The sequence below is a fragment of the uncultured Lutibacter sp. genome (assembly GCF_947495725.1).
Classification (GTDB): domain Bacteria; phylum Bacteroidota; class Bacteroidia; order Flavobacteriales; family Flavobacteriaceae; genus Lutibacter.
Genome location: NZ_CANLZZ010000005.1, coordinates 246,775 through 270,134, shown reverse-complemented (window position 1 = coordinate 270,134; position 23,360 = coordinate 246,775). Strand labels below are relative to the sequence as shown.

The window sequence follows — 23,360 nt, the reverse complement described above, 5'->3', positions numbered from 1 at the left end:
AATTGTAGTTTTAAAACCGCAACTTTTCATGCACTAACACGTTAGCAAAAATAAAAAAAGACAAAAAATGAAAAAAAAGATTGCAATTACTTTATTGATTTTAATACCACTAATAACCTTCTCTCAAAAAAAAATGGGAGTTTTGATTGGATTAAATAATTCATCTATTTCAGAGGGAGTTTTAAATCAAATTGATATTACTGATAAAATGGGATTTCATTTAGGAGGATTTTATGAATTTGATATAACCGAAAAAATTAAATTTAGACCAAAATTAGTTTATTCACAACAAGGGAATCGAGACGGTGAAAGTAGTAGTATTGAACATATTGATTATAAATCAGAATATTTAAATCTCCCATTAAATTTTAAATTTTATGACAAGACATATATTTTAGCGGGACCTCAAATTGGATTTTTACTTTCTGAAAAACTCCCATACTTTTTAAACAAAGGAGAAACGATTGATTTTGGAGTAAATATTGGATTTGGTCAAAAGATTAATGATTTATTTCTTGAATTGAATTTTTATCAAGGTCTGACTAAAGCTATCGACAAACCGAACTATGATGGAGAATTGAAAAAAGGAACAAATACCTTGATTCAATTTAGCATAGGATATTATATATTCTGATAAAAACTTTTGCTAACACCTCATATAATTTATGCTTACATTTGAAATAAATAACGAACTGACAAACATTCAACAAACGATTTACTACGTCCGAAAAATCTCCGATTTTCCAGTCGCACAAATCTTATAAAATCCCGTTCGCAATAATTTGGGTAATTAATTATCATCTATAAAACTTAATAAATAAATTTCTAATGAAAAAAACATATTTCTTAATTAGCATTTTTATTTTGTCAATATGCTTTTTTTCATGTGTAATAAAACAGCCTAATTCTGAATTAAATATTGAAAAATGTGAATGCACTCTTGATTCAGTTTCTGTTGATTCGGTTTCATTGGAACAACAAGAACTTGACTATTTTTATTCCTTAATGGCATATGCAGTAGTTCATAAAGATTGGCAAATTAACGCTCTTGAAGGTAGAGGATATAACATTGGTTCTGTGTTAGTGGATAGTGATAAATATGTTGTTAACTGGGCAAGAAATTCAGTAAATATTAAAATGAATGGAACCCAACATGGAGAAGTTCGAGTGATACAATCCTATTTAGACAGTGTTCAATCCTTTTCTTTAAAAGGCTTTTCAATATATACAACATTAGAACCATGTGCAATGTGTTCTGGCATGATGAAATTAACTAATGTGTATAGAACCGTTTATGGTCAAACAGATCCCACCTACGGAAAGGCACTGGAAAGACTCCAATTAGAATCAGGCTCATGTTGCAAAGGTGGTTATTCACCATATCCTAAACCGGTTATTTCATATAAATCACCTGACCTTATATCAATGCAAATAGATTCAGCATATGCAAAGTACAAAGGAAAATATATAGTTGATTTTTTAACAACACCAGAAGCCGAAAAATTATTTAAGAAGGCATCAAATATGTTTCAACAATATAAAAAAGCTAAATATGTAGAAAATCAAAAGTATATTGATAGTGCTCATAAATTTTATAATTTAGTTGGTACCTCCATTAAATAGTAAATAAAAAGCTATTGCCAACAACATATAAAAATATTTGCTTGTTATCGCGTACTTTGGAAAGTCTTTACGGATTTTCTTGGTCGGTAATTATTTACTAAATATTTAGCTTAAAAACGCAACTAACCTTGCACAAAACCATCGTAAAAAACTGCACTTATTAGGTTTAAAAAAGCGTAAAAGAACCAATTATAGTTTTAAATTTTACATTAAAAATGAACATAAAATATTACCTAGGAATAGTATTCTTTCTAATTACACAAAGCAACCAAAGTCAATCACTAAAATTAAGTCTAAAAGCAGGATACAACTTATCAAATATTGAATATAATGTAATTATTAACGGTTCATCATCTGGCAGAAAACAGCATAATAAAAACTCTTTTTATATAGGAGGTGAAATGGAGTATCCTATTAATTTAAAAGCTAAAAATGGTACCGCATTAAAAATTGGATTAATGTATTCTGAACAAGGATATACATTTTATGAAACTACAACAATTATCAATCAAATTAACCTACCAATTGTTTTGAAAAAAAGGCTGTTTAATGATTTTTCTGTTTTAGCTGGAGGTTATTTAGGTTATATTTCTAAAGTTAAAGATAGTTGGGGAACCTCTATAAATGATTACACTAATTTTGATTTTGGAACAACAATAGGTATTGAATATGAATTTGATTTTGGCTTATATGTAGAAACAAGATATTTATATGGTTTAACCGATATTTTAAAATTGGAATACCCCGAAAGCTTCATAGAACACGAAAATAAAAATAGGGTTTTCCAAGTTGGCTTAGGATTTAATTTTTAACAAAAGAACTGAATTAGAACACTTATAAAAAATAGAATTCTTACTTTAATGTAAAATTTAAAAATTTTGCAGAATTAAACATAATAGCTATTTTTTATAAATTAAATTTTGGTTTTAAATTGTTAATAAATACGTAGTATTTAACAGTTTTTATTACTACTTTTTTAGTAATTTTAAATTGGTTGTTAACACCTTGTTTTTCAAAGGTTTTAAGCACTTCTCTAAATAATCTACAACTTTTTAAAAATTATTGTACTTAAATTAGAAAATTATTGTACTATATTTAATTAAATATAGTACTTAATTTACAACAAACTCCCTCAACTTTAACAATAAAGTCCCTAATAAAATACACTATTTATGCTAATAGTTAACACTATTTAATAGCATCCTTTTAGTACGCCTTATAGCACTTATTAAAAAATGATGTAGAACAAATAAAAAAACAACAACGTAAAACCAAATACAATACTAAATATTATTTTTGCTTAAATTGGTCTAGAATTTAAAAACATAACTTAAAATCGCATGAAAAATTTACTTTTATTATTGTTATTAATAACAACAGTTAGTTATTCTCAAATCCTTGAACCTATAAAATGGACAACAGAAACTAAGAAAATAACAGCAACCGAATATGATTTAATAATTAATGCTTCAATTGAAAAAAATTACCATTTATATTCTCAAAAAGTACCTGAAGATAGACCACTTCCTACTATTTTCATTTTTGAAGAAAGTAATGATTATGAGCTTATTGGTAATACCACTGAAGAAAAAGGACATACAGTTCACGACCCAGTTTTTAACTTAAAAATTAAGTACTTCGAAACTAAAACCACATTTAAACAGCGAATAAAAGTAAAAAATAAGAACCCTTTTAAAATAATAGGTGAAATAGAATTTATGACATGCAATAATTCTAGTTTTGTGCCTGGCTATGGAGATATTGAATTTAAAATTTAAGTAAGTTTAGAAAGTAAAACTTAAAATAGTACACAAAACATTTTATAAAATGAACGAAAGAACATTAGAACAACAAAGAATTGAATATATCAATCAAAAATTTTTAGCTACACCACTAGCTGGACTAATTATTTGGACTATCATTGGAATAATGGGGATATTTTTCTCTGATTTTGTAGCCGTTTGGTCAATTTTTATTGGAACTGGAAGTATTGTATATTTAGGTTTGTTTCTATCGAAATACACTGGTGAAAATTTTTTAGATAAAAGCAAACCAAAAAACGAATTCGATACACTTTTTCTTTTCACCGCTGGTCAGGCAATTCTGGTGTATTCAATTGCAATTCCATTTTTTTTAGTTGATTATACATCACTTCCCATGAGTGTAGGAATTTTAACCGGATTAATGTGGGTGCCATTTTCTTGGATTATAAAACATTGGGTTGGAATTTTTCACACATTAACTAGAACAGTTACAATTTTAATTCTTTGGTATCTGTTACCCGAATACAGATTTATTGCTATTCCCTTTGCAATTGTAGCTATTTATATAATTACACTCCTAATATTAAAAAACAGAAAAAACTTAAATAAACCACAATAATAGCTATTATCAATTGCTTGGTTCTCCCCTTGCTTATAAAAAGAATTGCGTATTTTCTTTTTCGTGTTTATTTATTAATTTAGGTGCTTTAACAACGTAACAAATTATATACAAACAACGTTAGCATACATTATGAAAAAAATTTCATTACTGATTTTAATAGTGAGTTTAATTAGTTGTAATTCCGACAAAAAAACATCGGAAATAAAAACTGAACCTAAAAAATTAAACACGGAATTAATCGGAATCTATGAATATAAAGCCCTTAAACAATCCGAAAATCATTATTTGGTAATTGACACACTAAACGGAAAATATAGCGCTCTTTATTACGGAGCTGAAGATAATAGCAGATTCGGAATTTTGTTTTATAAAAATGAAATAAAAAAACTTACTATAGAAAATAACACTATAAGTTTTGAAATTGGAAAAAGAGAACTTTGTGAAAACTCTCTAATGAAAGTTGTAAAACAGGAAAGAAATTTAGAAAAAAAATCAATAATTGCAATTTCTAGAGGATTATTGAAATATAACGGAGAATTATTAAAAGATAGTGTTAAATTAAAATGCCAATCTGATTATGGAGATTGTTGGGATTCTGAAATGACTTTTGAAAAGCTAACTGATAAAAAATAACCTTCCATATTTAACAATATGACCAAAATAAAATCAAAACAACTATTTAGAATTTTATTGTTTATTGGAACAGCTATTTCTTTATACTTTGTTCCTTGGCCAATTGTAAAAGCTTGGATAACTCCATTACCTAAAACCGTTCAAGAACAAGTAAATAAAGCCACTAATTATGGATTCGATGGCATTATAGTTTATGTAGATACAAAAGGTAAACAACCTCAATTTTATACTTCGGGTTATAAAAATAGGGAAAACAAAATTGCTGCAGATCCTCATTCATTATTTAAAATAGCGAGTGTAAATAAACTGTATTATGCGGTAGCTATTGCAAAATTGGTGCGAGATGGACGTTTAGTTTTAAATAAATCGCTTGCTTATTATTTACCTGAGTTGAAAAACAGAATTGAATTTGCCAACGAAATTACCTTAAAAATGATGGTGCAACATAGAAGTGGCATTCCAAATTTTACTGATACCCAAAATTATTGGTTAACACCAAAAGAAACAGCAGACGAAAATCTTGAATTGGTTTTGGATGTACCTGCAAATTTTAAGCCAGGCGAAGATTATGAATATTGTAACACAAACTACTTGCTATTAGATAAAATAATGAACCGAATACTTGGATATAATACATTCCAATACATTCAAGAAGAGATTTTAACTCCACTAAACTTAAACCACACTTTTGGCTCTATAAACAATGTTAACATAGACGATGTAATGAGCGGTTACTATGTAGGTTACAGTATGGATTTAAAAACCAATAATGTGGGCTCAATATTGGCAACCGCAGAAGATTTAGGCAAATTTATAAGAGCCTTAAATAATGGAACGGTATTTACAGACAAACAAGAACAAGAAATATATTCATCAATCTACACCTACGAGCACACAGGCTTAATTCCTGGATACCAAACTATAGCAAAATATCATAAGGATATAGATACTGTGGTTATTCAATTTACAAATACGGTAGATTTTAATGGTTACAACTGGAATTTATCGGAAATAATGTACAATAGAATTGTAAAAATAGTAAGTTCTAATTATTAGTTTTAATACTCTCTAAATTTAATTGAGTTAAACTTCAAAAAATCTTTTTAATTTTCTGTTCCGTGTTTATTTATTAAATTAGGAAAAATTACTCGCAAAAAATAAATTAACCAACATAAATTAATTGTAAAATGAGTACATCAATGAGAAATCTAATAATCGTAATAGGAATCGCTTCCATATTATTTGCTTTATACGCAGTTTTTAAAGGACAAAAATTTATAGATGCTTTAGGCGGAATTGTTATTGGTGTGTCTTTAATTGGGGTAGTTTTAATTGAACAGAATAAAAATAAAAAAAAGAATGAGTAAAACTAAGACTATAGATACAACGCCTTCTTTGAAATCGCCCAAAAATTGGCTGCAAAGGCTAAAAGATGAAAGTTGGGAAGCTGAATTATTAGTATCTACAATTTCAATTTTTGGAACCCTACAAATGTTTGGTTTAATTGATTGGGCTACAAACAAATTTATTAACTTATTAGATCCTAGTCAGTATTTAATTGGTTATATGATTGTTTTTTTCGGGCTTTTAGCAATAAGTATTCTAATTTCAATGTTCGTTATCCATTTTTTTTTACGAGCCTATTGGGTTGGTCTTGTTGGTTTAAATTCTGTATTTCCCGATTACAGTGTTGAAGACAGCGCATATTCTAAAATTTATACAGAAAAAATACTAGCCATACTTCCTAAATTAAAGGACTCTATCCAAAAAGTTGATGAGTTGTGTAGCGTTATTTTTTCTGTTGCATTTACCTTCCTGCTCACCTATATGTATTTGGGTTTATTTGCAAGTATCTATTTATTAATTTTCAATTTACTTTCCGAGTATGTTAATTCCTATATACTTTTAATACCTGGCATTTTATTGTTAGCAACTATATTTGTTCAAGCTATAATATCTTTAATAGCCAATCTAAAAAAGAACAAAGAAAAGGAAAACCTACAAATTTGGAATTTTAGAATTGTTAAATTGGTCTCTATTATAACCTACGGACCTCTTTATAAGTCTATACTTCAGGTATTTATGATTTTCGGTTCAAATTTCAAAAAAAAGAAAAGCTTAATTTCCTTACTTTTTATATTTATTTTATCTGGAATGTTTGTATCAGTATATCAAATGACCAATACAAATATTCCATATCTTATTACTCAAGAATCTTATTTTGATGTAACAAAATCGTACTCTAGCTATTATAAAAGTGAAAATAACGATGCCAATTTTTTATTGAGCCCAGAAATTGAATCTGATAAGGTTGAATCTTCTGTTTTAAAACTTTTTATTCCTATTTTTAGTCACGAAAAAAAAATAAGACAAGAGATTTGTGGTTCCTATATTGAAGATCCAAACAAATCGGGCTTGGAGCAACGAACAGAAAGAAGAGCACAACTGCTTAAATGTTATCAAAAATACGTTCTTATTTATATAAATGGAACACTAACAAAAGTCGATTTTTTAAGATATGAACACCCAAAAACCAATCAATCTGGAATAATTTGTTATATAGATCTTTCTAACCTTAAATCTGGATTAACTAAATTAGAAGTTAAGAAAAAGCAGGATAAAAAAGATATTACAGCTTGGACCATTCCATTTTACTACATTTCAAAAAATTAACTTATAAAAGTATACCTATTAAAAACCTTGTAAGATTATTTAAAATTTTACAAGGTTTTTTTGTTAATTAAACTATTACAACCGCAAATATGTTAATAAGGAATTTAATAAATATACCCTTTTTGCATTTTTAAAACATTTGACAGTTCGAGTGATTTTTGTCAAAAAATTGAATTGAGATTAATTGTTTTTACATTAAACCTCTACCTCTTCTTTGTTTCGCTCTTTAATAATTTTTTCAACCATGTCTGGAACTTTTTCAAACATTGCAGATAAGCCATGTGCTTTACCAGCTTCTATGAAAGAAATTTGATCGCCTTTTGTAACTAAAAAACCAATTGGTTCAATACCTACACCTGCACCAGCACCAGCTCCCATTCCTTCACCACCACTACTTTTCTTTTCATGACCTTCTCCTCCTCCAGAACCAAATCCCATACCAACTTTAATAACTGGTACACATTTAAATTCTCCTAAATCAAACTGTTTTCCAACAACAGTATCTGTATTGGCTTCAGTTTTCATAAAGTCTGTAATTTGTTTTAATAATTCTTCTAATTGTAAATCCATAATATAATTTTTAAAGGTTAATAATCGCTTTCACTAAATTCCATGGCCTGCTTTTTAAATTCACAACCACTTCATTCTCTCCCATATAATTTATTTTAAAGGTTCCAAAATGGTAATTAAAAAAAGTAAACATTGGATACAGTTTTGCATTTGCAATACAATCTCCAGTATCAATATTCACATACATTTTATTCACTTTAATTGATTTTATAAACTTTAGTCCTTTTTTAAATAGTACTCTTCTATTTTTAATTTCTCCTTTTGGTTTATTTAATTCTTTTTTCTGTTTGAGTTTCATTCTTAATGGATAAAAATTATAGTTAAAAAAAAGAACTTTTAAATTTAACTTTAAAACTGTTTCTTCATCGCCTATTAAACTTGCTTTAAACAACCCTTTCATTTGCACGTAATATTCACTTGTAGAAGTGTTTACTACCAAAATTACAGGCTTAAACAACACATAAAAAAGCAGTAATAAAACCAGTATAAAAAACCCTAATAAATACATTTTTTTTATTTGTTTGAAGTAACCAAATAGTACCAATATTTACAATGATGAAGGTCATTTTAAAAAAAATATTTCCCTAAATTGCAATGATTATAATCATTTTAAACATTGTTTAATATCACCTTTAAAATTAATTAATGGATGAACTTCTAAATAAAATAAGAGAAGACCTTTTAAAATACAGTGATCCGAAGGTTAAACTTGCCAGTAAACGTTTTTTTAAAGAAGAATTTAACAATTACGGAGTTAAAGCTATGTATGTACATCAAATAGCTAAAGAACATTTTAAAATAATTAAAAACGAACCAAAAGAAGTTGTTTTTGAAGGTTGTAAAGCGCTTTTTGAAACCAATATTATGGAAGAATCGCTTATTGCCTGCGATTGGTCTTATGCTTTAAAAAAACAATTAGAACCCAATGATTTTAAGGTTCTTGAAAACTGGATTGATAGCTACATTACAAATTGGGCAACTTGCGATACTTTATGCACAAAAACTGTTGGTTTTTTTATAGAACAATATCCTGAATATTTAGAAGAATTAAAAAAATGGACACAATCTAAAAACTTGTGGAAACGAAGAGCTTCAGCAGTTTCACTTATTTTCCCAGCAAAACATGGATTGTTTTTAAATGATATTTTAGAAATTGCCGATAATTTAATGCTGGATAACGAAGATATGGTTCAAAAAGGATATGGATGGATGTTAAAAGTTGCTAGCCAAACTAACCAACAAGCAATTTTTAATTATGTAATGCAACATAAAATTAAAATGCCTAGAACTGCATTGCGATATGCAATTGAAAAAATGCCAAAAGAATTAAAACAAGAAGCTATGAAAAAATAACACTATGAACGATATTTATATTGAAGGAGAAACCTTTAAAGGAAAAGATTTTACTATTGAAAAATTTCAAAGAGCAGAATATGATAACTGTACTTTTAAAAATTGTAATTTTTCTAAACTAGATTTATCTAACAACGAATTTATTGAGTGCGATTTTGAAGATTGTAATTTTAGTTTATCCAAGCTTAAAAACACCTCATTTAAAGACGTTAATTTTAGTAAATGCAAATTAGTTGGCGTTAATTTTAGTGAATGCAATCAGTTTTTATTTGCTATATCACTAAATAAGTGTGATTTAAATTTATCTTCATTTTATAGCATTAAAATGAGTAATACCAAATTTGCTCATTGCAATTTACAGGAAGTAGATTTTGTTAAATGCGATTTATCAAATTCAATATTTAGCTCTTGCGATTTTAAAGGAGCCTCTTTTGAAAACACTAATTTAGAAAAGGCAGATTTTAGAACTTCCACTAATTATACTATAGACCCCGAAAAAAACGCTTTAAAAAATGCTAAATTTTCATTAGATCAAATTGCTGGTTTACTAAGAAAATATAAAATAGTAATTGAATAAAGTAACGTATTAATCTATTTCTATAACCAACCCATCGTATGCTAAATAAACATTTTTTGGTAAGGTTTTTTCAACTTCTTCGTGAAATCCTAAATGATGACTTATATGTGTAAAATAAGTTTTTTTTGGCTTTAACTCATTTACCAGTGCTAAGGCTTCATCTAAATTTAAATGCGAGTGATGTGGTTTATGCCGTATTGCATTTATAATTAAAACATCTAAATTATATAGCTTCTTTTTCTCTTCTTCGCTAATGGTTTTAACATCGGTTAAATAAGCCGTATTATTAAATTTATAACCAAAAATTTTAAGATTTCCGTGCATTACTTCTATTGGTAAAATTTGTACACCTCCTAAAGTAATTAATTCATTTTTAATAGGTTTACTAACAACTTTTGGAGCTCCAGGGTATTTATTTTTGTCATTAAAAATATACTCAAACCTATATGCCAAATTTTCTAAAACACTCTTTTGTGCATAAATTGGAACAGCACCCATTTGAAAACAAAATGGTCTTAAATCGTCTAAACCTCCAATATGATCTGCGTGCTCGTGAGTAATAAAAACACCGTCAATTTTTTTCACATTTGCTCTTAACATTTGGTATCTAAAATCGGGACCACAATCTACCACAAATGCAAAATTGTCCCATTCAACTAAAATAGAAACTCGCAATCTTTTATCCTTTTTATCTTTAGAAAGACAAACCGGATGATCACAGTTAATAACAGGAATACCTTGAGAAGTTCCGGTACCTAAAAATGTTATTTTCAAAATAAATGTAATTTTATGAGTACCACAAATATATTATTTCAAAAACTATGAACCAATAAAATTAAAAAATGAATAATCTCAATTAATGTAAGCAACAATTACTACATATAACCCAATTTACCAGTTGTTTTATAAAATTATTTATAATCTGTGATTTTTATCAATCTTTATATTCTATTTATTAATTAACTTTAACTTTGTATATTAAACATATAAATATGAACAGAGATTTTTCTCCCTTTAAATTCTACCAATATTTTCTTAATAAATCTCTGACTTCACCAAATTTCCCGAAAAAATCAAACAAACATAAAACTATAATTTAACCAATTTTTAAATTTAAATACCAAATGAAAATAGGCATACTAAAAGAAACTCAAAAAGGTGAAAGACGTGTCTGTATTTCTCCCATTATTGCAAAACAACTAATAGAAAAAGGTTTTGAAGTTTTGGTAGAGGAAGATGCAGGAGTAAATTCTTCTTTTAAAAACTCTGATTATGAAAAAATTGGAGCTACCGTAGATATTAGAGGTGTGGTTTTTAAAGAAGCCAAAGTGCTAGTAAAAATCAATCCTTTTGATGAAGATGACTTAAAACTAATAGATAGTTCTCACATTTTAATGAGTCAATTATTCCATAAATCGAATCCAGATTTAATTAAAGCAATTGCTGAAAAAGGAGCAACTGCTTTTTCTATGGATGCAATGCCTCGTATTTCAAGAGCTCAAGATATGGATGTTTTAAGTTCTCAAAGTAATTTAGCGGGGTATAAAGCTGTTATTTTAGGAGCTTATGAAATGACAAAAATATTTCCATTAATGATGACCGCCGCCGGAACAATTACACCATCTAGAGTGCTAGTTTACGGTGTAGGAGTTGCTGGTTTACAAGCAATTGCAACCGCAAAAAGATTAGGTGCCGTTGTTGAAGCAACTGATATTAGAATGGAAACAAAAGAGCAAACAGAATCGTTAGGTGCTAAATTTATTTCTGTAGATAACACTGGCGAAGAAAAATCGGAAGGTGGTTACGCAAAGGCCGCTTCTGAAGATTATGCACGCAGACAAAAAGAAGCTGTTAATAAGTCGTTGTTTCAAGCAGATTTAGTAATAACAACCGCTATGGTTCCAGGAAGAAAATCTCCTATTTTAATTACCGAAGAACAAATTAAACAAATGAAAAATGGTGCTGTAATTATAGATTTAGCAGCGGCACAAGGTGGAAATGTTGAATTAAGTAAGTTAAATAAAACAGTTATAAAAAACGGAGTGAAAATAATTGGAACTACAATTTCTCCTGAAAGTGTTTCTACAAACGCAAGTGATTTATATGGTAAAAACATGTTTAACTTTTTAAAACACCTAACAAAAGATAACGAATTTGTTTGGGATTTAGAAGAAGAAATTACAGATGAAACATTGATAGTACATAACGGTAAAATAAGAAAAAACGGAAAAACTGAATAACTATGACTGAATTTATAGATTTTATTAGCAATAACCTCCAAATGATATATATCGTAATTCTTATGATATTTGTTGGGGTTGAAATAATAGGCCATGTACCTGCCGTATTGCATACACCCTTAATGTCTGGTGCAAACGCCATTCATGGTGTTGTAATTATTGGTGCAATATTAGTAATGTTAGGTGCAGAACCAGATAATATTTTAGCGTTATCATTAGGATTTGTAGCTGTTTTACTTGGAACTTTAAACGTAGTTGGTGGATTTGTAGTTACCGACCGCATGTTAGAAATGTTTAAAAAGAAGAAATAATGGAATATATATTTAGTCTAGAATTTATTTATTTAATAGCATCAGTAACCTATATATTAGGTTTAAAAATGCTTGGACATCCAGAAACTGCAAGAAAAGGAAATTTAATTGCTGCAGCTGGTATGACATTGGCAATTATTGGTACCATCTTTTTATATCAAGGCGAGGTAGCTTCTATTATTTACATTTTAATTGGAGTAGCTATTTTAATTGGAACCATAATAGGTTGGATGGTCGCTAAAAAAGTTGGAATGACCAAAATGCCCGAACTAGTTTCCCTTTTTAATGGAATGGGTGGAGCAAGTGCGGCATTAATTGGACTGATAGAATTTCATCATTACATTGGTGATCAATTATCAATTTTAACCATTATTGCAGGAATGATTATCGGAAGTATTTCATTTTCTGGAAGTATGATTGCTTGGGCAAAACTAAATGGTACTATGAACAAACCAATCCGATTACCAAAATATAACATTTTAAATAATGTATTTTTAATTGGAATTTTAGGTTTTGGTGCTTTTATGGTATTTAGTGGCTCTGAAAGTTCGTTATTTTTATACTTACTTTTCTTTGCCGCATTAGCATATGGTATTTTATTTGTTTTACCAATTGGTGGTGCAGATATGCCTGTTGTTATTTCATTATTAAATTCATTTACTGGTTTAGCCGCTGCATTTGGTGGATTTTTATATGGAAATATGGTAATGTTAACTGGTGGTATTTTAGTAGGTTCTGCAGGTACAATTTTAACGCTTGCTATGTGTAAAGCAATGAACAGACCACTTTCAAATGTTATATTTGGAGCATTTGGAGAAGGAAGTGCTGCTGCAACAGGGTCTGTAGGAAAAACTGGAGGAAGTGTTAAAGAAGCTTCTGCAAGTGATGTTGCTATATTAATGAACTATTCTAACAAAGTTATTATTGTTCCTGGGTATGGTTTGGCAGTTGCACAGGCTCAACATATAATTCACGAATTAGAACAATTATTAGAAAGTAAAGGAATTGATGTAAAATATGCAATTCATCCTGTTGCTGGTCGTATGCCGGGTCATATGAATGTTCTTTTAGCAGAAACAAATGTAGATTATGATAAGTTAGTTGAAATGGAAGATGTTAATCCTGAATTTAAAAGTACAGATGTGGTATTTGTTGTTGGAGCAAATGATGTGGTAAATCCTGCCGCACATAACGATCCATCCAGCCCAATTTACGGAATGCCTATTTTGGATGTAGAAAACGCAAAACATATCATTATTAACAAGCGTAGTATGAAACCAGGTTATGCTGGAATTGAAAATGAATTATTTTACAATCAAAAAACAAGTATGCTATTTGGTGATGCCAAAAAAGCGCTAACTGAATTGGTTGCGGAACTTAAAAATATGTAATTCAAAAAAACATATATAAAAAAAAGGGTGAAATTAAATTTTCACCCTTTTTTTATGCGAATAATTACCTCATAAAACTGTCATTTTTTACTATTTTTACACAAATAAAAATATACTATGGCTCTAAAATTAAAAGGCGACAAAGAAATTAATGTAGCAATGTCTTCTAAAGAAAAGGCATTAAAAGTTAACTTTAACAAAGATACCTACGGTACATTTGCCGAAATAGGAGCTGGACAAGAAACAGTACGTCATTTTTTTAGAGCAGGTGGAGCTTCTGGAACTATAGCAAAAGCTATGAGTGCGTATGATAAGGATTTTTCTGACGCTATTTATGGAATTGAAGAAGATGGAAGATATGTAACGGAAACAAGGTTAAAAAAAATGTTAACCTATGAAATAGAAGTTATTGAAGAACGATTAAGTCGTAAAAAACATCCAAATAAAATTTTTTTCACATACGCTAATACAGTAACAACAATTGATTTTGCTAAAAAATTTAAAGGTCACGGTTGGGTTGGAATTAAATTTCAATTAGATCCCTTAGAAAATTACAGCAAAATTGTTTTACATGTTAGATTTAAAGAAACAGATGCTAAACTACAACAGGAAACATTAGGAATTCTTGGTGTAAACCTAATTTACGGTGCCTTTTATCTTAATGACAAACCAAGAGAATTATTAAAATCTCTTTATGATAATTTACATAAAGTGCAACTTGAAATTGATATGATTAATTTTGATGGACCACGATTTTCTTATGTAGATAATAGGTTAATGAGTTTATTATTAGTTAAAAATGGAATGACAAATGCTGTAATGTTTGGACCTGATGGAAACAATTTATTACCAGCACAACAGTTATACAAAGCTAATATTTTAGCTTTAAGAGGGAGTTTTAGACCTGTTACCAAGGTTAACATGAATATGTATAAACTCGCTCATAAAATGTTTTTAAAAGAAAATAAAGTTAAAGAAGAAAATACTAAATTTATTTTTGAAATAACATTAACTAATTTAAGTAACGAAGGTGAAATTGATGAACGCGATTTCTTAGATAGAGCCGAATTACTTTGTTCTTTAGGACAAAATGTAATGATTACCAATTTCCAAGAATACTATAAGTTAGTAGATTACTTCTCTGAATTCACAAAAGCACGAATTGGATTAGCTATGGGAGTAGCAAGTTTTATTCAAATTTTTGATGAAAAATACTATAGAAATCTTAGTGGTGGAATTTTAGAAGCCTTTGGTAAATTATTCTTTAAAGATTTAAAAGTTTATTTGTACCCATTTAAAAATCAAAAAACTGGAGAAATTGTAACAAGTAAAAATTTAAGAGTTCATCCTAGAATGAAAGAACTATATAAATTCTTTAAATACAATGGAAAAGTTATTGATTTAGACGATTTTGATCCAAAAATATTAGAAGTATTCTCTATAAAAGTTCTTGCAATGATCTCTAATGGTGATCACGGTTGGGAAGAAATGCTTCCAACAGGTATTGCAGAAACAATTAAAGACGAACGACTATTTGGTTACTCAAAAAGACGATTTAAAAAGTAAATTATTTGGTCATTGATTAAACCTTTCTTAATTTTAATTGTCTAACAGTAAATGCTGCATGTGGATAACGAAAAATTATTAGTTGCTCAATTAAAAAATAAAAAAACACAAGAACTCGCATTTCGAAAATTAATGTCTTTGTACAAAGAACGTTTGTATTGGCATATTCGAAAAATTGTTTATGTTCATGACGATGCTGATGATGTACTTCAGAATACCTTTATAAAAGTTTTTAAAAATATACATTCATTTAAAGAAGACAGCAAATTGTATTCTTGGATGTATAGAATTGCTACAAATGAAGCTATAACTTTTATAAATAAAAAAGCTTCAAAACTTCAAGTTGATTTATCCGAATTACAACTAAATACGGTAAATAATCTAAATAATGATATCGATTATACAGGTGATGAAATTCAGCAATTATTACAAAAAGCAATAATTACATTGCCTCAGAAACAACAATTGGTTTTTAATATGAAATATTTTGATGAAATGAAATATGCCGATATGTCTGAGATATTAGGAACTTCTGTTGGAGCACTTAAAGCTTCTTATTTTCACGCAGTTAAAAAAATTGAAGAATTTTTAAAATCACATTAAACTTTACCCAAAAACTAAAGTCTTATTAGTAAATGAATAAAAAAGAATTACATAAAATGGCACCACTTTTGAGTGAAATTTCACCTAAAAATTCAGGGTTTACTGTACCTGATGGATATTTTAATTCTGTTGAAGATGGAATTATTGCTGAAATTGTAACTCATAATTTAAACAAATCTACTAACGAATTTAAAACCCCTGAAAACTATTTTGAAAATTTAGAAGATGTAGTAATTGCAAAACTAAAAGTTGAAACCTTATCTGAGAGCGCACAAAATTATGTGCCAGATAATTATTTTGAAACTTTTGAGGATAATGTACTATCAAAATTAAACTCAAAACCAAAAGTAATATCAATTAAAAAAGTAACCAAATATTTAATCCCAATTGCAGCTGCGGCATCATTTTTACTAATTTTCTTATTAAACAACAATTCTAATTCTGTAACCTTTGAATCTTTAGCCTCTACAGAAATTGAAGAATGGATTGATAACGGATTAGTAGACCTAGACCCATATCAAATGGCAAATATTTATTCAGATGTAGAAATTGACAACAATTTTATTTCTGAAAAAATTTCTGAAAATGATATTGAAGATTATTTATACAAAGAAAATATTGAACTTTTACTTATAGACAATTAACATGAAAAAATCATTATTTATATTTATACTTTTATTAGCCATTTCTTTTGCATCAAATGCACAAGGACGGGAACGCATAAAAGCACTAAAAGCAACCTATATAACAAACTCTATTAATTTAACACCTACCGAAGCCGAAAAATTTTGGCCTGTTTACAATAAATATTCAACAAAAATCCAGGAATTAAAATTAAGTATGGAATCTGGAATGCGTAAGTTGAAATTTGTAAATTCAATGAATAAATTAACTGAAAAAGAAGCTGAAAAAATTATCGATAATAGAATTGATTTTGAAGAAAAAATTCTAGAGTTAAAAATTTCTCAAACAAAGGAACTCAAAAAAGTAATTTCAGCAATTAAAATATTAAAACTTCAAAAAGCCGAACGCGATTTTAATAGAGAGTTATTGCAAGAATATGGCAAACGACGTGGAATGAATAGAAATTAAAACAATTAAAAAGTTTATAAAGCCAAAAAAGGTGATTTTATAAAAATAAAATCACCTTTTTTTATGTCTTAATCTTTTAAGAATACATCTTAGTTCTTAACTCTTTAATCTTTGGATCATCTAAGTATTCATCAAATGTTGAGTATCTATCAATAACACCTTTTGGTGTAATCTCAATAATTCTATTTGCAACAGTTTGAGCAAATTCGTGGTCATGTGTTGTAAACAAAACTGTTCCTTTAAAATTACTTAACGAGTTATTAAATGCTTGAATTGTTTCTAAATCTAAATGGTTTGTAGGCTCATCTAGCATTAAAACATTTGCTCTAATCATCATCATCCTACTCATCATACACCTAACTTTTTCACCTCCAGATAAAACGTTGCATTTTTTTAAGGCTTCTTCTCCACTAAAAATCATTTTACCTAAAAATCCTCTTAAAAATACTTCTTCGCGCTCTTCTTCAGTTTTAGCATATTGACGTAACCAATCAACTAAATTCAATTCTGCATTTGTAAAATATTCTGCATTATCAAGTGGTAAATACGATTGTGTAGTTGTTACACCCCATTGAAATTTACCCTTATCGGCTTCTAAATTTCCGTTTAAAATTTCATAAAAAGCAGTTACAGCTTTAGAGTTTTTTGAGATTAAAGCAACTTTATCTCCTCTATTTAAATTAAAGTGAATATCATTAAATAAAACTTCTTCTTCGGTGGCTTTTGATAAATGTTCTACATTTAATATTTGATCACCTGCTTCACGTTCTCTTTCAAAAATAATTGCAGGATATCTTCTACTTGAAGGTTTAATTTCTTCAACGTTTAAACGCTCAATCATTTTTTTACGACTTGTTGCTTGCTTAGATTTTGCAACGTTTGCCGAAAAACGACGAATAAATTCTTCTAATTCTTTTTTCTTGTCTTCAGCTTTTTTACTTTGCTGCGCTCTTTGCTTAGCCGCTAATTGACTAGATTCATACCAAAATGAATAATTACCTGAATAATGCGTAATTTTTCCAAAATCAATATCGGAAATATGTGTACAAACTGCATCTAAAAAGTGACGGTCATGCGATACAACTATTACTGTATTATCGTAATTAGCCAAAAAATTCTCTAAAAAACCAATAGTTTCAAAATCCAAATCATTGGTAGGCTCATCCATTACTAATACATCTGGATTTCCAAATAAAGCCTGTGCTAATAGAACACGTACTTTAGTTTTACCATCTAGCTCGCCCATTAAAGTGTAATGTTGCTCTTCTTTTATCCCAAGATTAGATAACAAAGTTGCAGCATTACTTTCGGCATTCCATCCGCCCATTTCTTCAAACTCTACTCCTAGCTCACCTGCTTTAACACCATCAGCTTCAGAAAAATCTTCTTTAGCGTAAATGGCATCCATTTCATTTTTTATATCAAACAACTTTTTATTACCCATCATTACTGCTTCTAAAACTTGAAACTCGTCAAATGCATAATGATTTTGTGATAATACTGACATTCTTTTGCCAGCTTCTAAATGAACTTGACCAGAAGTTGGCTCAATTTCACCAGATATTATTTTTAAAAATGTTGATTTACCCGAACCATTAGCTCCAATAATTCCGTAGCAATTACCAATTGTAAATTTAGTATTTACATCATCAAACAAAACTCTTTTACCGAACTGAACAGATAAATTTGATACTGAAAGCATTATATATGTTTTTTTTTAAATTTTGTGCAAAAGTAACAAAAAAGCGGGTACTACAAATATTTAATTCTGTTTAAATTTTTTAATAAAGATTTAAGAGCTTCACTTCTTTATTTAACATCTCATTAACAAGTAAAACCTAAAGATGTATGTACTTTTGTTTGAATTCAATGACAATGAAATATATTTTAGGAATATTAACATTATTACTTATTACTAGTTGTAAAACATCTAGTGATAAAGATGCTGTCACTTACTTTGGTGGCCAAATAATTAACCCTAAATCTAATTTTATACTTCTTTTAAAAGACAATGAAGTTATTGACACCATTACTTTAGATAAAGAAAATCGTTTTCTTTCAAAATACAAATCACTAAAAGAAGGTTTATATACATTTAAGCACGGAATTGAGTTTCAATATATTTATTTAGAACCAAAAGACAGTATATTGGTTAGGTTAAATACTTGGGATTTTGACGAATCGTTGGTTTTTAGTGGTAAAGGAAGCAGTAAAAATGAATTTTTGATTAATTTATTTTTAAAGAATGAAAAAGAAGAACAAAAAATGTATCAATACTTTGGTTTAAATGAAAATGATTTTTCTGATAAAATTGAAAATTTTGCTAAAGAAAAGGTAGCTATTTACAACGAGTTTAAAATTAATAACGAAGAAATTTCAAGCGGTTTTAATACATTAACAAATGCCGCCATTTATTATCCTCTTTATAGGCTAAAAGAAGTATATCCTTTTTACCACAGAAAAGTAAAAAAACTTAAAAATTTTCCGGAAGTTAATGATGATTTTTATGAATTTAGAAAACATGTAAATTTAAACGAAGAAGATTTACTTTCTTTTTATCCATATAGAAATTATATAACAAACTACTTTTACCATATTAGCTATAAATTAAAGGAAAGCGATAGTACTAAAAATAATTTAACCGTAAATATGTTAAATGCTATTGTTGATAATATTAAAATTGAAGAATTTAAAAACTCTTTACTAAAAAAAACAGTGGTAGATGAATTTTTAAAACGTGAAACTACCTGCTCTATTAATAATGATACCTATAAAGTTTTTTTAGAAAACTGCTCAAACGATAATTATAAAAAAGAAATTCAAAATTTAGTAAATGATAGTGAATATGTAGTAAATCATAAACCACTAGAAAATTTTGATATAAAATCTTACGACGATAGAGTTTTATCTGTAAGTAGTGTTATAGAAAACAAAAAGTGTGTTATCTATTTTTGGTCTTCAAACTATATGAACCCAGATTACTTGTTAAAAGCAATTAATAGATTAGAAAAAAAACATCCTAATATTTTGTTTATAGGAATTAATATGCAATCCGATTTATTTAATTTATCAAATTCATCTAACGTAAAACTTATTGATTATAAAAAGCAATTTAAACTTCCCGAAGATAGTTACGCTCGAAAGTACTTAACCAGCAACTATCCACGTACAATTATGATTGATAATTTTGGAATAGTTACAAATGGTTTTACACATTTAGATTCTAAAAAATTTAATTCCGAATTAAATAAACTAGAAAAAAAATAGTTTTATAGCCCAAACCATTATTTTAAGTGTACCTTTGCACGTTTTTTAACCGGTTTATAGATGGGCATCTGTAAATCAATAATTTATACAGAATGACAACATTTAAAGACCTAGGACTTAATGAAAATATCATTAAGGCCCTTACCGATTTGGGCTATGAAAACCCAACAGAAATTCAAGAAAAAGCAATACCACAAGTTATTGCATCAAAACAAGATTTAAAAGCTTTTGCGCAAACAGGAACTGGTAAAACAGCTGCATTTGGTTTGCCAATTATAGAGCAAATTGATACTAATAGCAACGATACACAAGCTATTATTTTATCACCAACTCGTGAATTAGCTTTACAAATTGCTAAAAACATTGAGGAATTTTCAAAATACATTAAAGGACTAAGAGTTGCAGCCGTTTATGGTGGAGCAAATATCGACGAACAAATAAGAAAACTTAGAAAAGGAGTTCATATTGTTGTTGGTACGCCAGGTAGAACTGTTGATTTAATTAACAGAAGACAATTGAAATTAAATAATCTTCAATGGTTAGTTTTAGATGAAGCTGATGAAATGCTAAACATGGGTTTCAAAGATGAATTAGATAAAATTTTAGAAGTTACTCCAGAAGAAAAACAAACATTATTATTTTCGGCAACTTTCCCTCGAGAAGTGGAAAGTATTGCTAAAAATTATATGCACAAACCTATTGAACTTACTTCAGGTGAAAAAAATAAAGGATCGGACCAAGTTTCGCATCAATATTATGTAGTTTCAGAAAGAAACAGATATGCAGCATTAAAGAGAATTGCCGATGTAAATACAGATATTTATAGTATCGTTTTTTGTAGAACAAGAAGAGAAACACAAGAAATTGCTGATAAATTAATTAAAGATGGATATAACGCCGATGCACTTCATGGAGATTTATCTCAAGCTCAACGTGATAGTGTTATGGAAAAATTCCGCAAAAAACACCTTCAATTACTAGTAGCAACTGATGTTGCTGCACGTGGTTTAGACGTAAATGATTTAACGCACGTAATTAACCATAAATTACCAGACCAAATTGAATCGTATACACACAGAAGTGGTAGAACTGGACGTGCAGGAAAAGAAGGAATTTCAATTGCAATTGTAACAGCAAGAGAAAAAGGTAAACTTAGACCTATTGAAAGAATTATTGGTAAAAAGTTTGTGAGTACTCCTGTTCCAACTGGAAAAGAAATTTGTCAAAATCAATTATTAAAATTAATTGATAAAGTACACGACATAAAAGTTAATGAAACTGAAATTAGCGAATTTTTACCTTCTATATATGAAAAATTGGAAGGTTTAGATAGAGAAGAATTGATAAAAAGATTTGTTTCAATAGAGTTTAACTCATTTCTTTCATATTACGAAAATGCACCCGATTTAAACGACAGTGATCAAATGAGAAGCGGTCGTGATAATGATTCTAGAGGAAAACGAAGAGATGATGAAAATATGACTCGTTTCTTTATTAATATTGGTCGTAAAGATAAATTAAATCCTGCAAGATTAATTGGCTTAATTAATGATCAACAAATTGCAAAAAATATAGAAATTGGTCAAATTGAAATATTAGATACATTTTCATTTTTTGAATTAGATAAAAATTACACTGAAGAAACCATTTCAAACTTTCAACAAAACGATGTTAGCTTTGAAGGAAGAGGAGTTAATGTTGAAATTACCGAAAAGAAACGCACCGGAAGAGGTGGCGGAGGCCCAAGACGCAGAAATAGCGGTGATGGAGGTGGAAATAATTCTGGTGGAAGAAGCGGCGGAGGTCGAAGAAGAAGCAAAGACAGAAAAGAAGGTGGTGGAAACTCTAGTGGATTTGGTAGAAAAAGATCAAACCCAGGAGATTTTGGAGCTAATAAAAATTCTCGTAGAAGAAAAGGATAAATCTTATTTAATATAAAAAAAAGCGGTCTATGACCGCTTTTTTTTATACATAATTTTATTTCTAAAAATGTTTAATTTCAATAAAATTTTAACATTTCGTATATTAAAAAAATAAATATCTTTAATAAATAATTTTAAACTTTTAAAAATTTAAATGAAAACAAATCAATTATTTATTTTTTCATTATTTATCTTTTCATTTTCTCTTTTTGCACAAAATGAATTACCAATTAATGCTAATAATTCTACAATAAAACCTTTAGGAACCCTTTTTAATAAAGATCTTCAAAAAGGTTTAGAATTAGAGTTAAATAACAACCCAAAATGGAGAAATTTAATTCAACAAAATAAATTAGCCGTTGGAGTTATTGATTTAAGTGATCAAAGTAATATCGAATATGCTAGAATTAATGGAAACCATATGATGTATGCCGCTAGTTTGCCTAAAATTGCCATTTTATTGGCTGCAATGGACGCTATAGATAAAGGAGAACTAAAAGAAACTCCTGAAGTTAAAAATGACATGAAATTAATGATTAGCAAATCTAGCAACCAAGCAGCAACAAAAATGATTGACAAGTTGGGGTTTGACAAAATTGAAGGCGTTTTAACCGATGAAAAATACCAACTGTATGATGAAGAACATGGCGGTGGTTTATGGGTTGGAAAGCGTTACGGAGGAACGGGCAATACCAATAGAGAACCCCTTAAAAATTTAAGTCATGCTGCTACTGTTAATCAAGTTTGTAGATTTTATTATTTACTAGCCAATGGAAAATTAGTAAACTACAAAAGATCTAAACAAATGTTAGATATTCTTGAAAATCCAGCATTACATCATAAGTTTGTAAACACTCTCGATCAAATTGCTCCAAATGCTCGTTTATTTAGAAAATCAGGTTCTTGGAAAAATTTCCATTCAGATTCTATTTTAGTTTGGGGAAAAGATCCCAAAAGACGTTATATTTTGGTCGCATTAGTTGATGATGCTTATGGGGAAAGAATAATTAGAAATTTGGTAAAACCTATTGAAAAAGTTTTAAAAAATTATTAATATTAAAAAGCTTTTTTCAATACATATAAAACTGACATAAAATTTATCTATTAATTATTTAATATCCATCTAAAACAAAGTACTAACGTAAAGTGTAAAA

General features: G+C 28.5%; 25 protein-coding genes. 21 read left to right on the top strand and 4 right to left on the bottom strand.

Annotation, left to right across the window (positions count from 1 at the left end):
• The first annotated feature begins 67 nt into the window (after positions 1–67).
• The 9 genes from Q0776_RS13325 to Q0776_RS13285 all read left to right on the top strand — a co-directional run bounded on the left by Q0776_RS13325 (position 68) and on the right by Q0776_RS13285 (position 7,314).
• Positions 68–634, top strand: coding sequence for an outer membrane beta-barrel protein (locus Q0776_RS13325; protein ID WP_298369166.1), 567 nt, complete (start codon positions 68–70; stop codon positions 632–634).
• A 194-nt stretch (positions 635–828) separates the two neighbouring features.
• Positions 829–1,623, top strand: a complete 795-nt coding sequence (locus Q0776_RS13320; RefSeq protein WP_298369165.1) for a nucleoside deaminase — start codon at positions 829–831, stop codon at positions 1,621–1,623.
• Positions 1,624–1,838: 215 nt separating this feature from the next.
• Positions 1,839–2,435, top strand: a complete 597-nt coding sequence (locus Q0776_RS13315) for a porin family protein (protein ID WP_298369161.1) — start codon at positions 1,839–1,841, stop codon at positions 2,433–2,435.
• 528 nt (positions 2,436–2,963) lie between these two features.
• Positions 2,964–3,401, top strand: coding sequence for a protein-disulfide reductase DsbD domain-containing protein (locus Q0776_RS13310; protein ID WP_298369158.1), 438 nt, complete (start codon positions 2,964–2,966; stop codon positions 3,399–3,401).
• Positions 3,402–3,450: 49 nt separating this feature from the next.
• Entirely contained in the window at positions 3,451–4,005 is a 555-nt protein-coding gene (locus Q0776_RS13305) for a hypothetical protein (protein ID WP_298369156.1), read from the top strand.
• Positions 4,006–4,137: 132 nt separating this feature from the next.
• A complete protein-coding gene (locus Q0776_RS13300) occupies positions 4,138–4,641 on the top strand; it encodes a hypothetical protein (protein ID WP_298369155.1) in 504 nt (167 codons plus the stop codon).
• A gap of 18 nt (positions 4,642–4,659) precedes the next feature.
• A complete protein-coding gene (locus Q0776_RS13295; protein ID WP_298369152.1) occupies positions 4,660–5,697 on the top strand; it encodes a serine hydrolase domain-containing protein in 1,038 nt (345 codons plus the stop codon).
• Positions 5,698–5,840: 143 nt separating this feature from the next.
• A complete protein-coding gene (locus Q0776_RS13290; protein ID WP_298369151.1) occupies positions 5,841–6,008 on the top strand; it encodes a hypothetical protein in 168 nt (55 codons plus the stop codon).
• Positions 6,001–7,314, top strand: coding sequence for a hypothetical protein (locus Q0776_RS13285; RefSeq protein WP_298369119.1), 1,314 nt, complete (start codon positions 6,001–6,003; stop codon positions 7,312–7,314). The genes Q0776_RS13290 and Q0776_RS13285 overlap by 8 nt, the downstream gene beginning before the upstream one ends.
• A 195-nt stretch (positions 7,315–7,509) precedes the next feature.
• On the opposite strand, the gene Q0776_RS13280 is transcribed toward Q0776_RS13285, so the two are convergent.
• The gene (locus Q0776_RS13280) at positions 7,510–7,884 is read right to left on the bottom strand and encodes a GerW family sporulation protein (protein ID WP_298369118.1); all 375 of its coding nucleotides are present in this window, start codon (positions 7,882–7,884) and stop codon (positions 7,510–7,512) included.
• 10 nt (positions 7,885–7,894) lie between these two features.
• On the bottom strand, positions 7,895–8,392 hold the full coding sequence (locus Q0776_RS13275) for a hypothetical protein (RefSeq protein ID WP_298369117.1): 498 nt from the start codon (positions 8,390–8,392) through the stop codon (positions 7,895–7,897).
• A gap of 137 nt (positions 8,393–8,529) precedes the next feature.
• On the opposite strand from Q0776_RS13275, the gene Q0776_RS13270 reads away from it, so the two are divergent.
• Positions 8,530–9,237, top strand: a complete 708-nt coding sequence (locus Q0776_RS13270; RefSeq protein WP_298369115.1) for a DNA alkylation repair protein — start codon at positions 8,530–8,532, stop codon at positions 9,235–9,237.
• 4 nt (positions 9,238–9,241) lie between these two features.
• The gene (locus tag Q0776_RS13265) at positions 9,242–9,814 is read left to right on the top strand and encodes a pentapeptide repeat-containing protein (protein WP_298369111.1); all 573 of its coding nucleotides are present in this window, start codon (positions 9,242–9,244) and stop codon (positions 9,812–9,814) included.
• Positions 9,815–9,823: 9 nt separating this feature from the next.
• On the opposite strand, the gene Q0776_RS13260 is transcribed toward Q0776_RS13265, so the two are convergent.
• On the bottom strand, positions 9,824–10,588 hold the full coding sequence (locus Q0776_RS13260) for an MBL fold metallo-hydrolase (RefSeq protein WP_298369108.1): 765 nt from the start codon (positions 10,586–10,588) through the stop codon (positions 9,824–9,826).
• A 350-nt stretch (positions 10,589–10,938) separates the two neighbouring features.
• Between Q0776_RS13260 and Q0776_RS13255 the strand changes: the two genes are divergently transcribed.
• The 7 genes from Q0776_RS13255 (at position 10,939) to Q0776_RS13225 (ending at position 17,017) form a co-directional block, all read left to right on the top strand.
• On the top strand, positions 10,939–12,054 hold the full coding sequence (locus Q0776_RS13255) for a Re/Si-specific NAD(P)(+) transhydrogenase subunit alpha (RefSeq protein ID WP_298369105.1): 1,116 nt from the start codon (positions 10,939–10,941) through the stop codon (positions 12,052–12,054).
• Positions 12,055–12,095: 41 nt separating this feature from the next.
• Positions 12,096–12,365, top strand: coding sequence for an NAD(P) transhydrogenase subunit alpha (locus tag Q0776_RS13250; RefSeq protein WP_347707164.1), 270 nt, complete (start codon positions 12,096–12,098; stop codon positions 12,363–12,365).
• Positions 12,365–13,756, top strand: a complete 1,392-nt coding sequence (locus Q0776_RS13245) for an NAD(P)(+) transhydrogenase (Re/Si-specific) subunit beta (protein ID WP_298369096.1) — start codon at positions 12,365–12,367, stop codon at positions 13,754–13,756. Before Q0776_RS13250 ends, Q0776_RS13245 begins: the two co-directional genes overlap by 1 nt.
• A 117-nt stretch (positions 13,757–13,873) precedes the next feature.
• Entirely contained in the window at positions 13,874–15,322 is a 1,449-nt protein-coding gene (locus Q0776_RS13240; protein ID WP_298369093.1) for a TonB-dependent receptor, read from the top strand.
• 51 nt (positions 15,323–15,373) lie between these two features.
• The gene (locus Q0776_RS13235) at positions 15,374–15,925 is read left to right on the top strand and encodes an RNA polymerase sigma factor (RefSeq protein ID WP_298369091.1); all 552 of its coding nucleotides are present in this window, start codon (positions 15,374–15,376) and stop codon (positions 15,923–15,925) included.
• A gap of 32 nt (positions 15,926–15,957) precedes the next feature.
• Entirely contained in the window at positions 15,958–16,569 is a 612-nt protein-coding gene (locus tag Q0776_RS13230; RefSeq protein ID WP_298369088.1) for a hypothetical protein, read from the top strand.
• Position 16,570: 1 nt separating this feature from the next.
• Positions 16,571–17,017, top strand: coding sequence for a sensor of ECF-type sigma factor (locus tag Q0776_RS13225; protein WP_298369087.1), 447 nt, complete (start codon positions 16,571–16,573; stop codon positions 17,015–17,017).
• A gap of 76 nt (positions 17,018–17,093) precedes the next feature.
• On the opposite strand, the gene Q0776_RS13220 is transcribed toward Q0776_RS13225, so the two are convergent.
• On the bottom strand, positions 17,094–18,719 hold the full coding sequence (locus Q0776_RS13220; RefSeq protein ID WP_298369085.1) for an ATP-binding cassette domain-containing protein: 1,626 nt from the start codon (positions 18,717–18,719) through the stop codon (positions 17,094–17,096).
• A 173-nt stretch (positions 18,720–18,892) separates the two neighbouring features.
• Here Q0776_RS13220 and Q0776_RS13215 point away from each other — a divergent pair, with 173 nt between their 5' ends.
• The 3 genes from Q0776_RS13215 (at position 18,893) to Q0776_RS13205 (ending at position 23,260) form a co-directional block, all read left to right on the top strand.
• The gene (locus Q0776_RS13215) at positions 18,893–20,284 is read left to right on the top strand and encodes a hypothetical protein (RefSeq protein WP_298369082.1); all 1,392 of its coding nucleotides are present in this window, start codon (positions 18,893–18,895) and stop codon (positions 20,282–20,284) included.
• A 92-nt stretch (positions 20,285–20,376) separates the two neighbouring features.
• Positions 20,377–22,206: a DEAD/DEAH box helicase gene (locus Q0776_RS13210; protein WP_298369080.1), complete on the top strand. Its 1,830-nt coding sequence runs from the start codon at positions 20,377–20,379 to the stop codon at positions 22,204–22,206.
• Between the two features lie 154 nt (positions 22,207–22,360).
• A complete protein-coding gene (locus Q0776_RS13205) occupies positions 22,361–23,260 on the top strand; it encodes a serine hydrolase (protein ID WP_298369078.1) in 900 nt (299 codons plus the stop codon).
• The last annotated feature ends 100 nt before the right edge of the window (positions 23,261–23,360 follow it).

Coding starts and splice junctions, on each gene's coding strand:
- Q0776_RS13325 (WP_298369166.1), top strand. CDS start 68: ATGAAAAAAAAGATTGCAATTACTTTATTGATTTTAATACCACTAATA.
- Q0776_RS13320 (WP_298369165.1), top strand. CDS start 829: ATGAAAAAAACATATTTCTTAATTAGCATTTTTATTTTGTCAATATGC.
- Q0776_RS13315 (WP_298369161.1), top strand. CDS start 1,839: ATGAACATAAAATATTACCTAGGAATAGTATTCTTTCTAATTACACAA.
- Q0776_RS13310 (WP_298369158.1), top strand. CDS start 2,964: ATGAAAAATTTACTTTTATTATTGTTATTAATAACAACAGTTAGTTAT.
- Q0776_RS13305 (WP_298369156.1), top strand. CDS start 3,451: ATGAACGAAAGAACATTAGAACAACAAAGAATTGAATATATCAATCAA.
- Q0776_RS13300 (WP_298369155.1), top strand. CDS start 4,138: ATGAAAAAAATTTCATTACTGATTTTAATAGTGAGTTTAATTAGTTGT.
- Q0776_RS13295 (WP_298369152.1), top strand. CDS start 4,660: ATGACCAAAATAAAATCAAAACAACTATTTAGAATTTTATTGTTTATT.
- Q0776_RS13290 (WP_298369151.1), top strand. CDS start 5,841: ATGAGAAATCTAATAATCGTAATAGGAATCGCTTCCATATTATTTGCT.
- Q0776_RS13285 (WP_298369119.1), top strand. CDS start 6,001: ATGAGTAAAACTAAGACTATAGATACAACGCCTTCTTTGAAATCGCCC.
- Q0776_RS13280 (WP_298369118.1), bottom strand. CDS start 7,884: ATGGATTTACAATTAGAAGAATTATTAAAACAAATTACAGACTTTATG.
- Q0776_RS13275 (WP_298369117.1), bottom strand. CDS start 8,392: ATGTATTTATTAGGGTTTTTTATACTGGTTTTATTACTGCTTTTTTAT.
- Q0776_RS13270 (WP_298369115.1), top strand. CDS start 8,530: ATGGATGAACTTCTAAATAAAATAAGAGAAGACCTTTTAAAATACAGT.
- Q0776_RS13265 (WP_298369111.1), top strand. CDS start 9,242: ATGAACGATATTTATATTGAAGGAGAAACCTTTAAAGGAAAAGATTTT.
- Q0776_RS13255 (WP_298369105.1), top strand. CDS start 10,939: ATGAAAATAGGCATACTAAAAGAAACTCAAAAAGGTGAAAGACGTGTC.
- Q0776_RS13250 (WP_347707164.1), top strand. CDS start 12,096: ATGATATATATCGTAATTCTTATGATATTTGTTGGGGTTGAAATAATA.
- Q0776_RS13245 (WP_298369096.1), top strand. CDS start 12,365: ATGGAATATATATTTAGTCTAGAATTTATTTATTTAATAGCATCAGTA.
- Q0776_RS13240 (WP_298369093.1), top strand. CDS start 13,874: ATGGCTCTAAAATTAAAAGGCGACAAAGAAATTAATGTAGCAATGTCT.
- Q0776_RS13235 (WP_298369091.1), top strand. CDS start 15,374: ATGCTGCATGTGGATAACGAAAAATTATTAGTTGCTCAATTAAAAAAT.
- Q0776_RS13230 (WP_298369088.1), top strand. CDS start 15,958: ATGAATAAAAAAGAATTACATAAAATGGCACCACTTTTGAGTGAAATT.
- Q0776_RS13225 (WP_298369087.1), top strand. CDS start 16,571: ATGAAAAAATCATTATTTATATTTATACTTTTATTAGCCATTTCTTTT.
- Q0776_RS13220 (WP_298369085.1), bottom strand. CDS start 18,719: ATGCTTTCAGTATCAAATTTATCTGTTCAGTTCGGTAAAAGAGTTTTG.
- Q0776_RS13215 (WP_298369082.1), top strand. CDS start 18,893: ATGAAATATATTTTAGGAATATTAACATTATTACTTATTACTAGTTGT.
- Q0776_RS13210 (WP_298369080.1), top strand. CDS start 20,377: ATGACAACATTTAAAGACCTAGGACTTAATGAAAATATCATTAAGGCC.
- Q0776_RS13205 (WP_298369078.1), top strand. CDS start 22,361: ATGAAAACAAATCAATTATTTATTTTTTCATTATTTATCTTTTCATTT.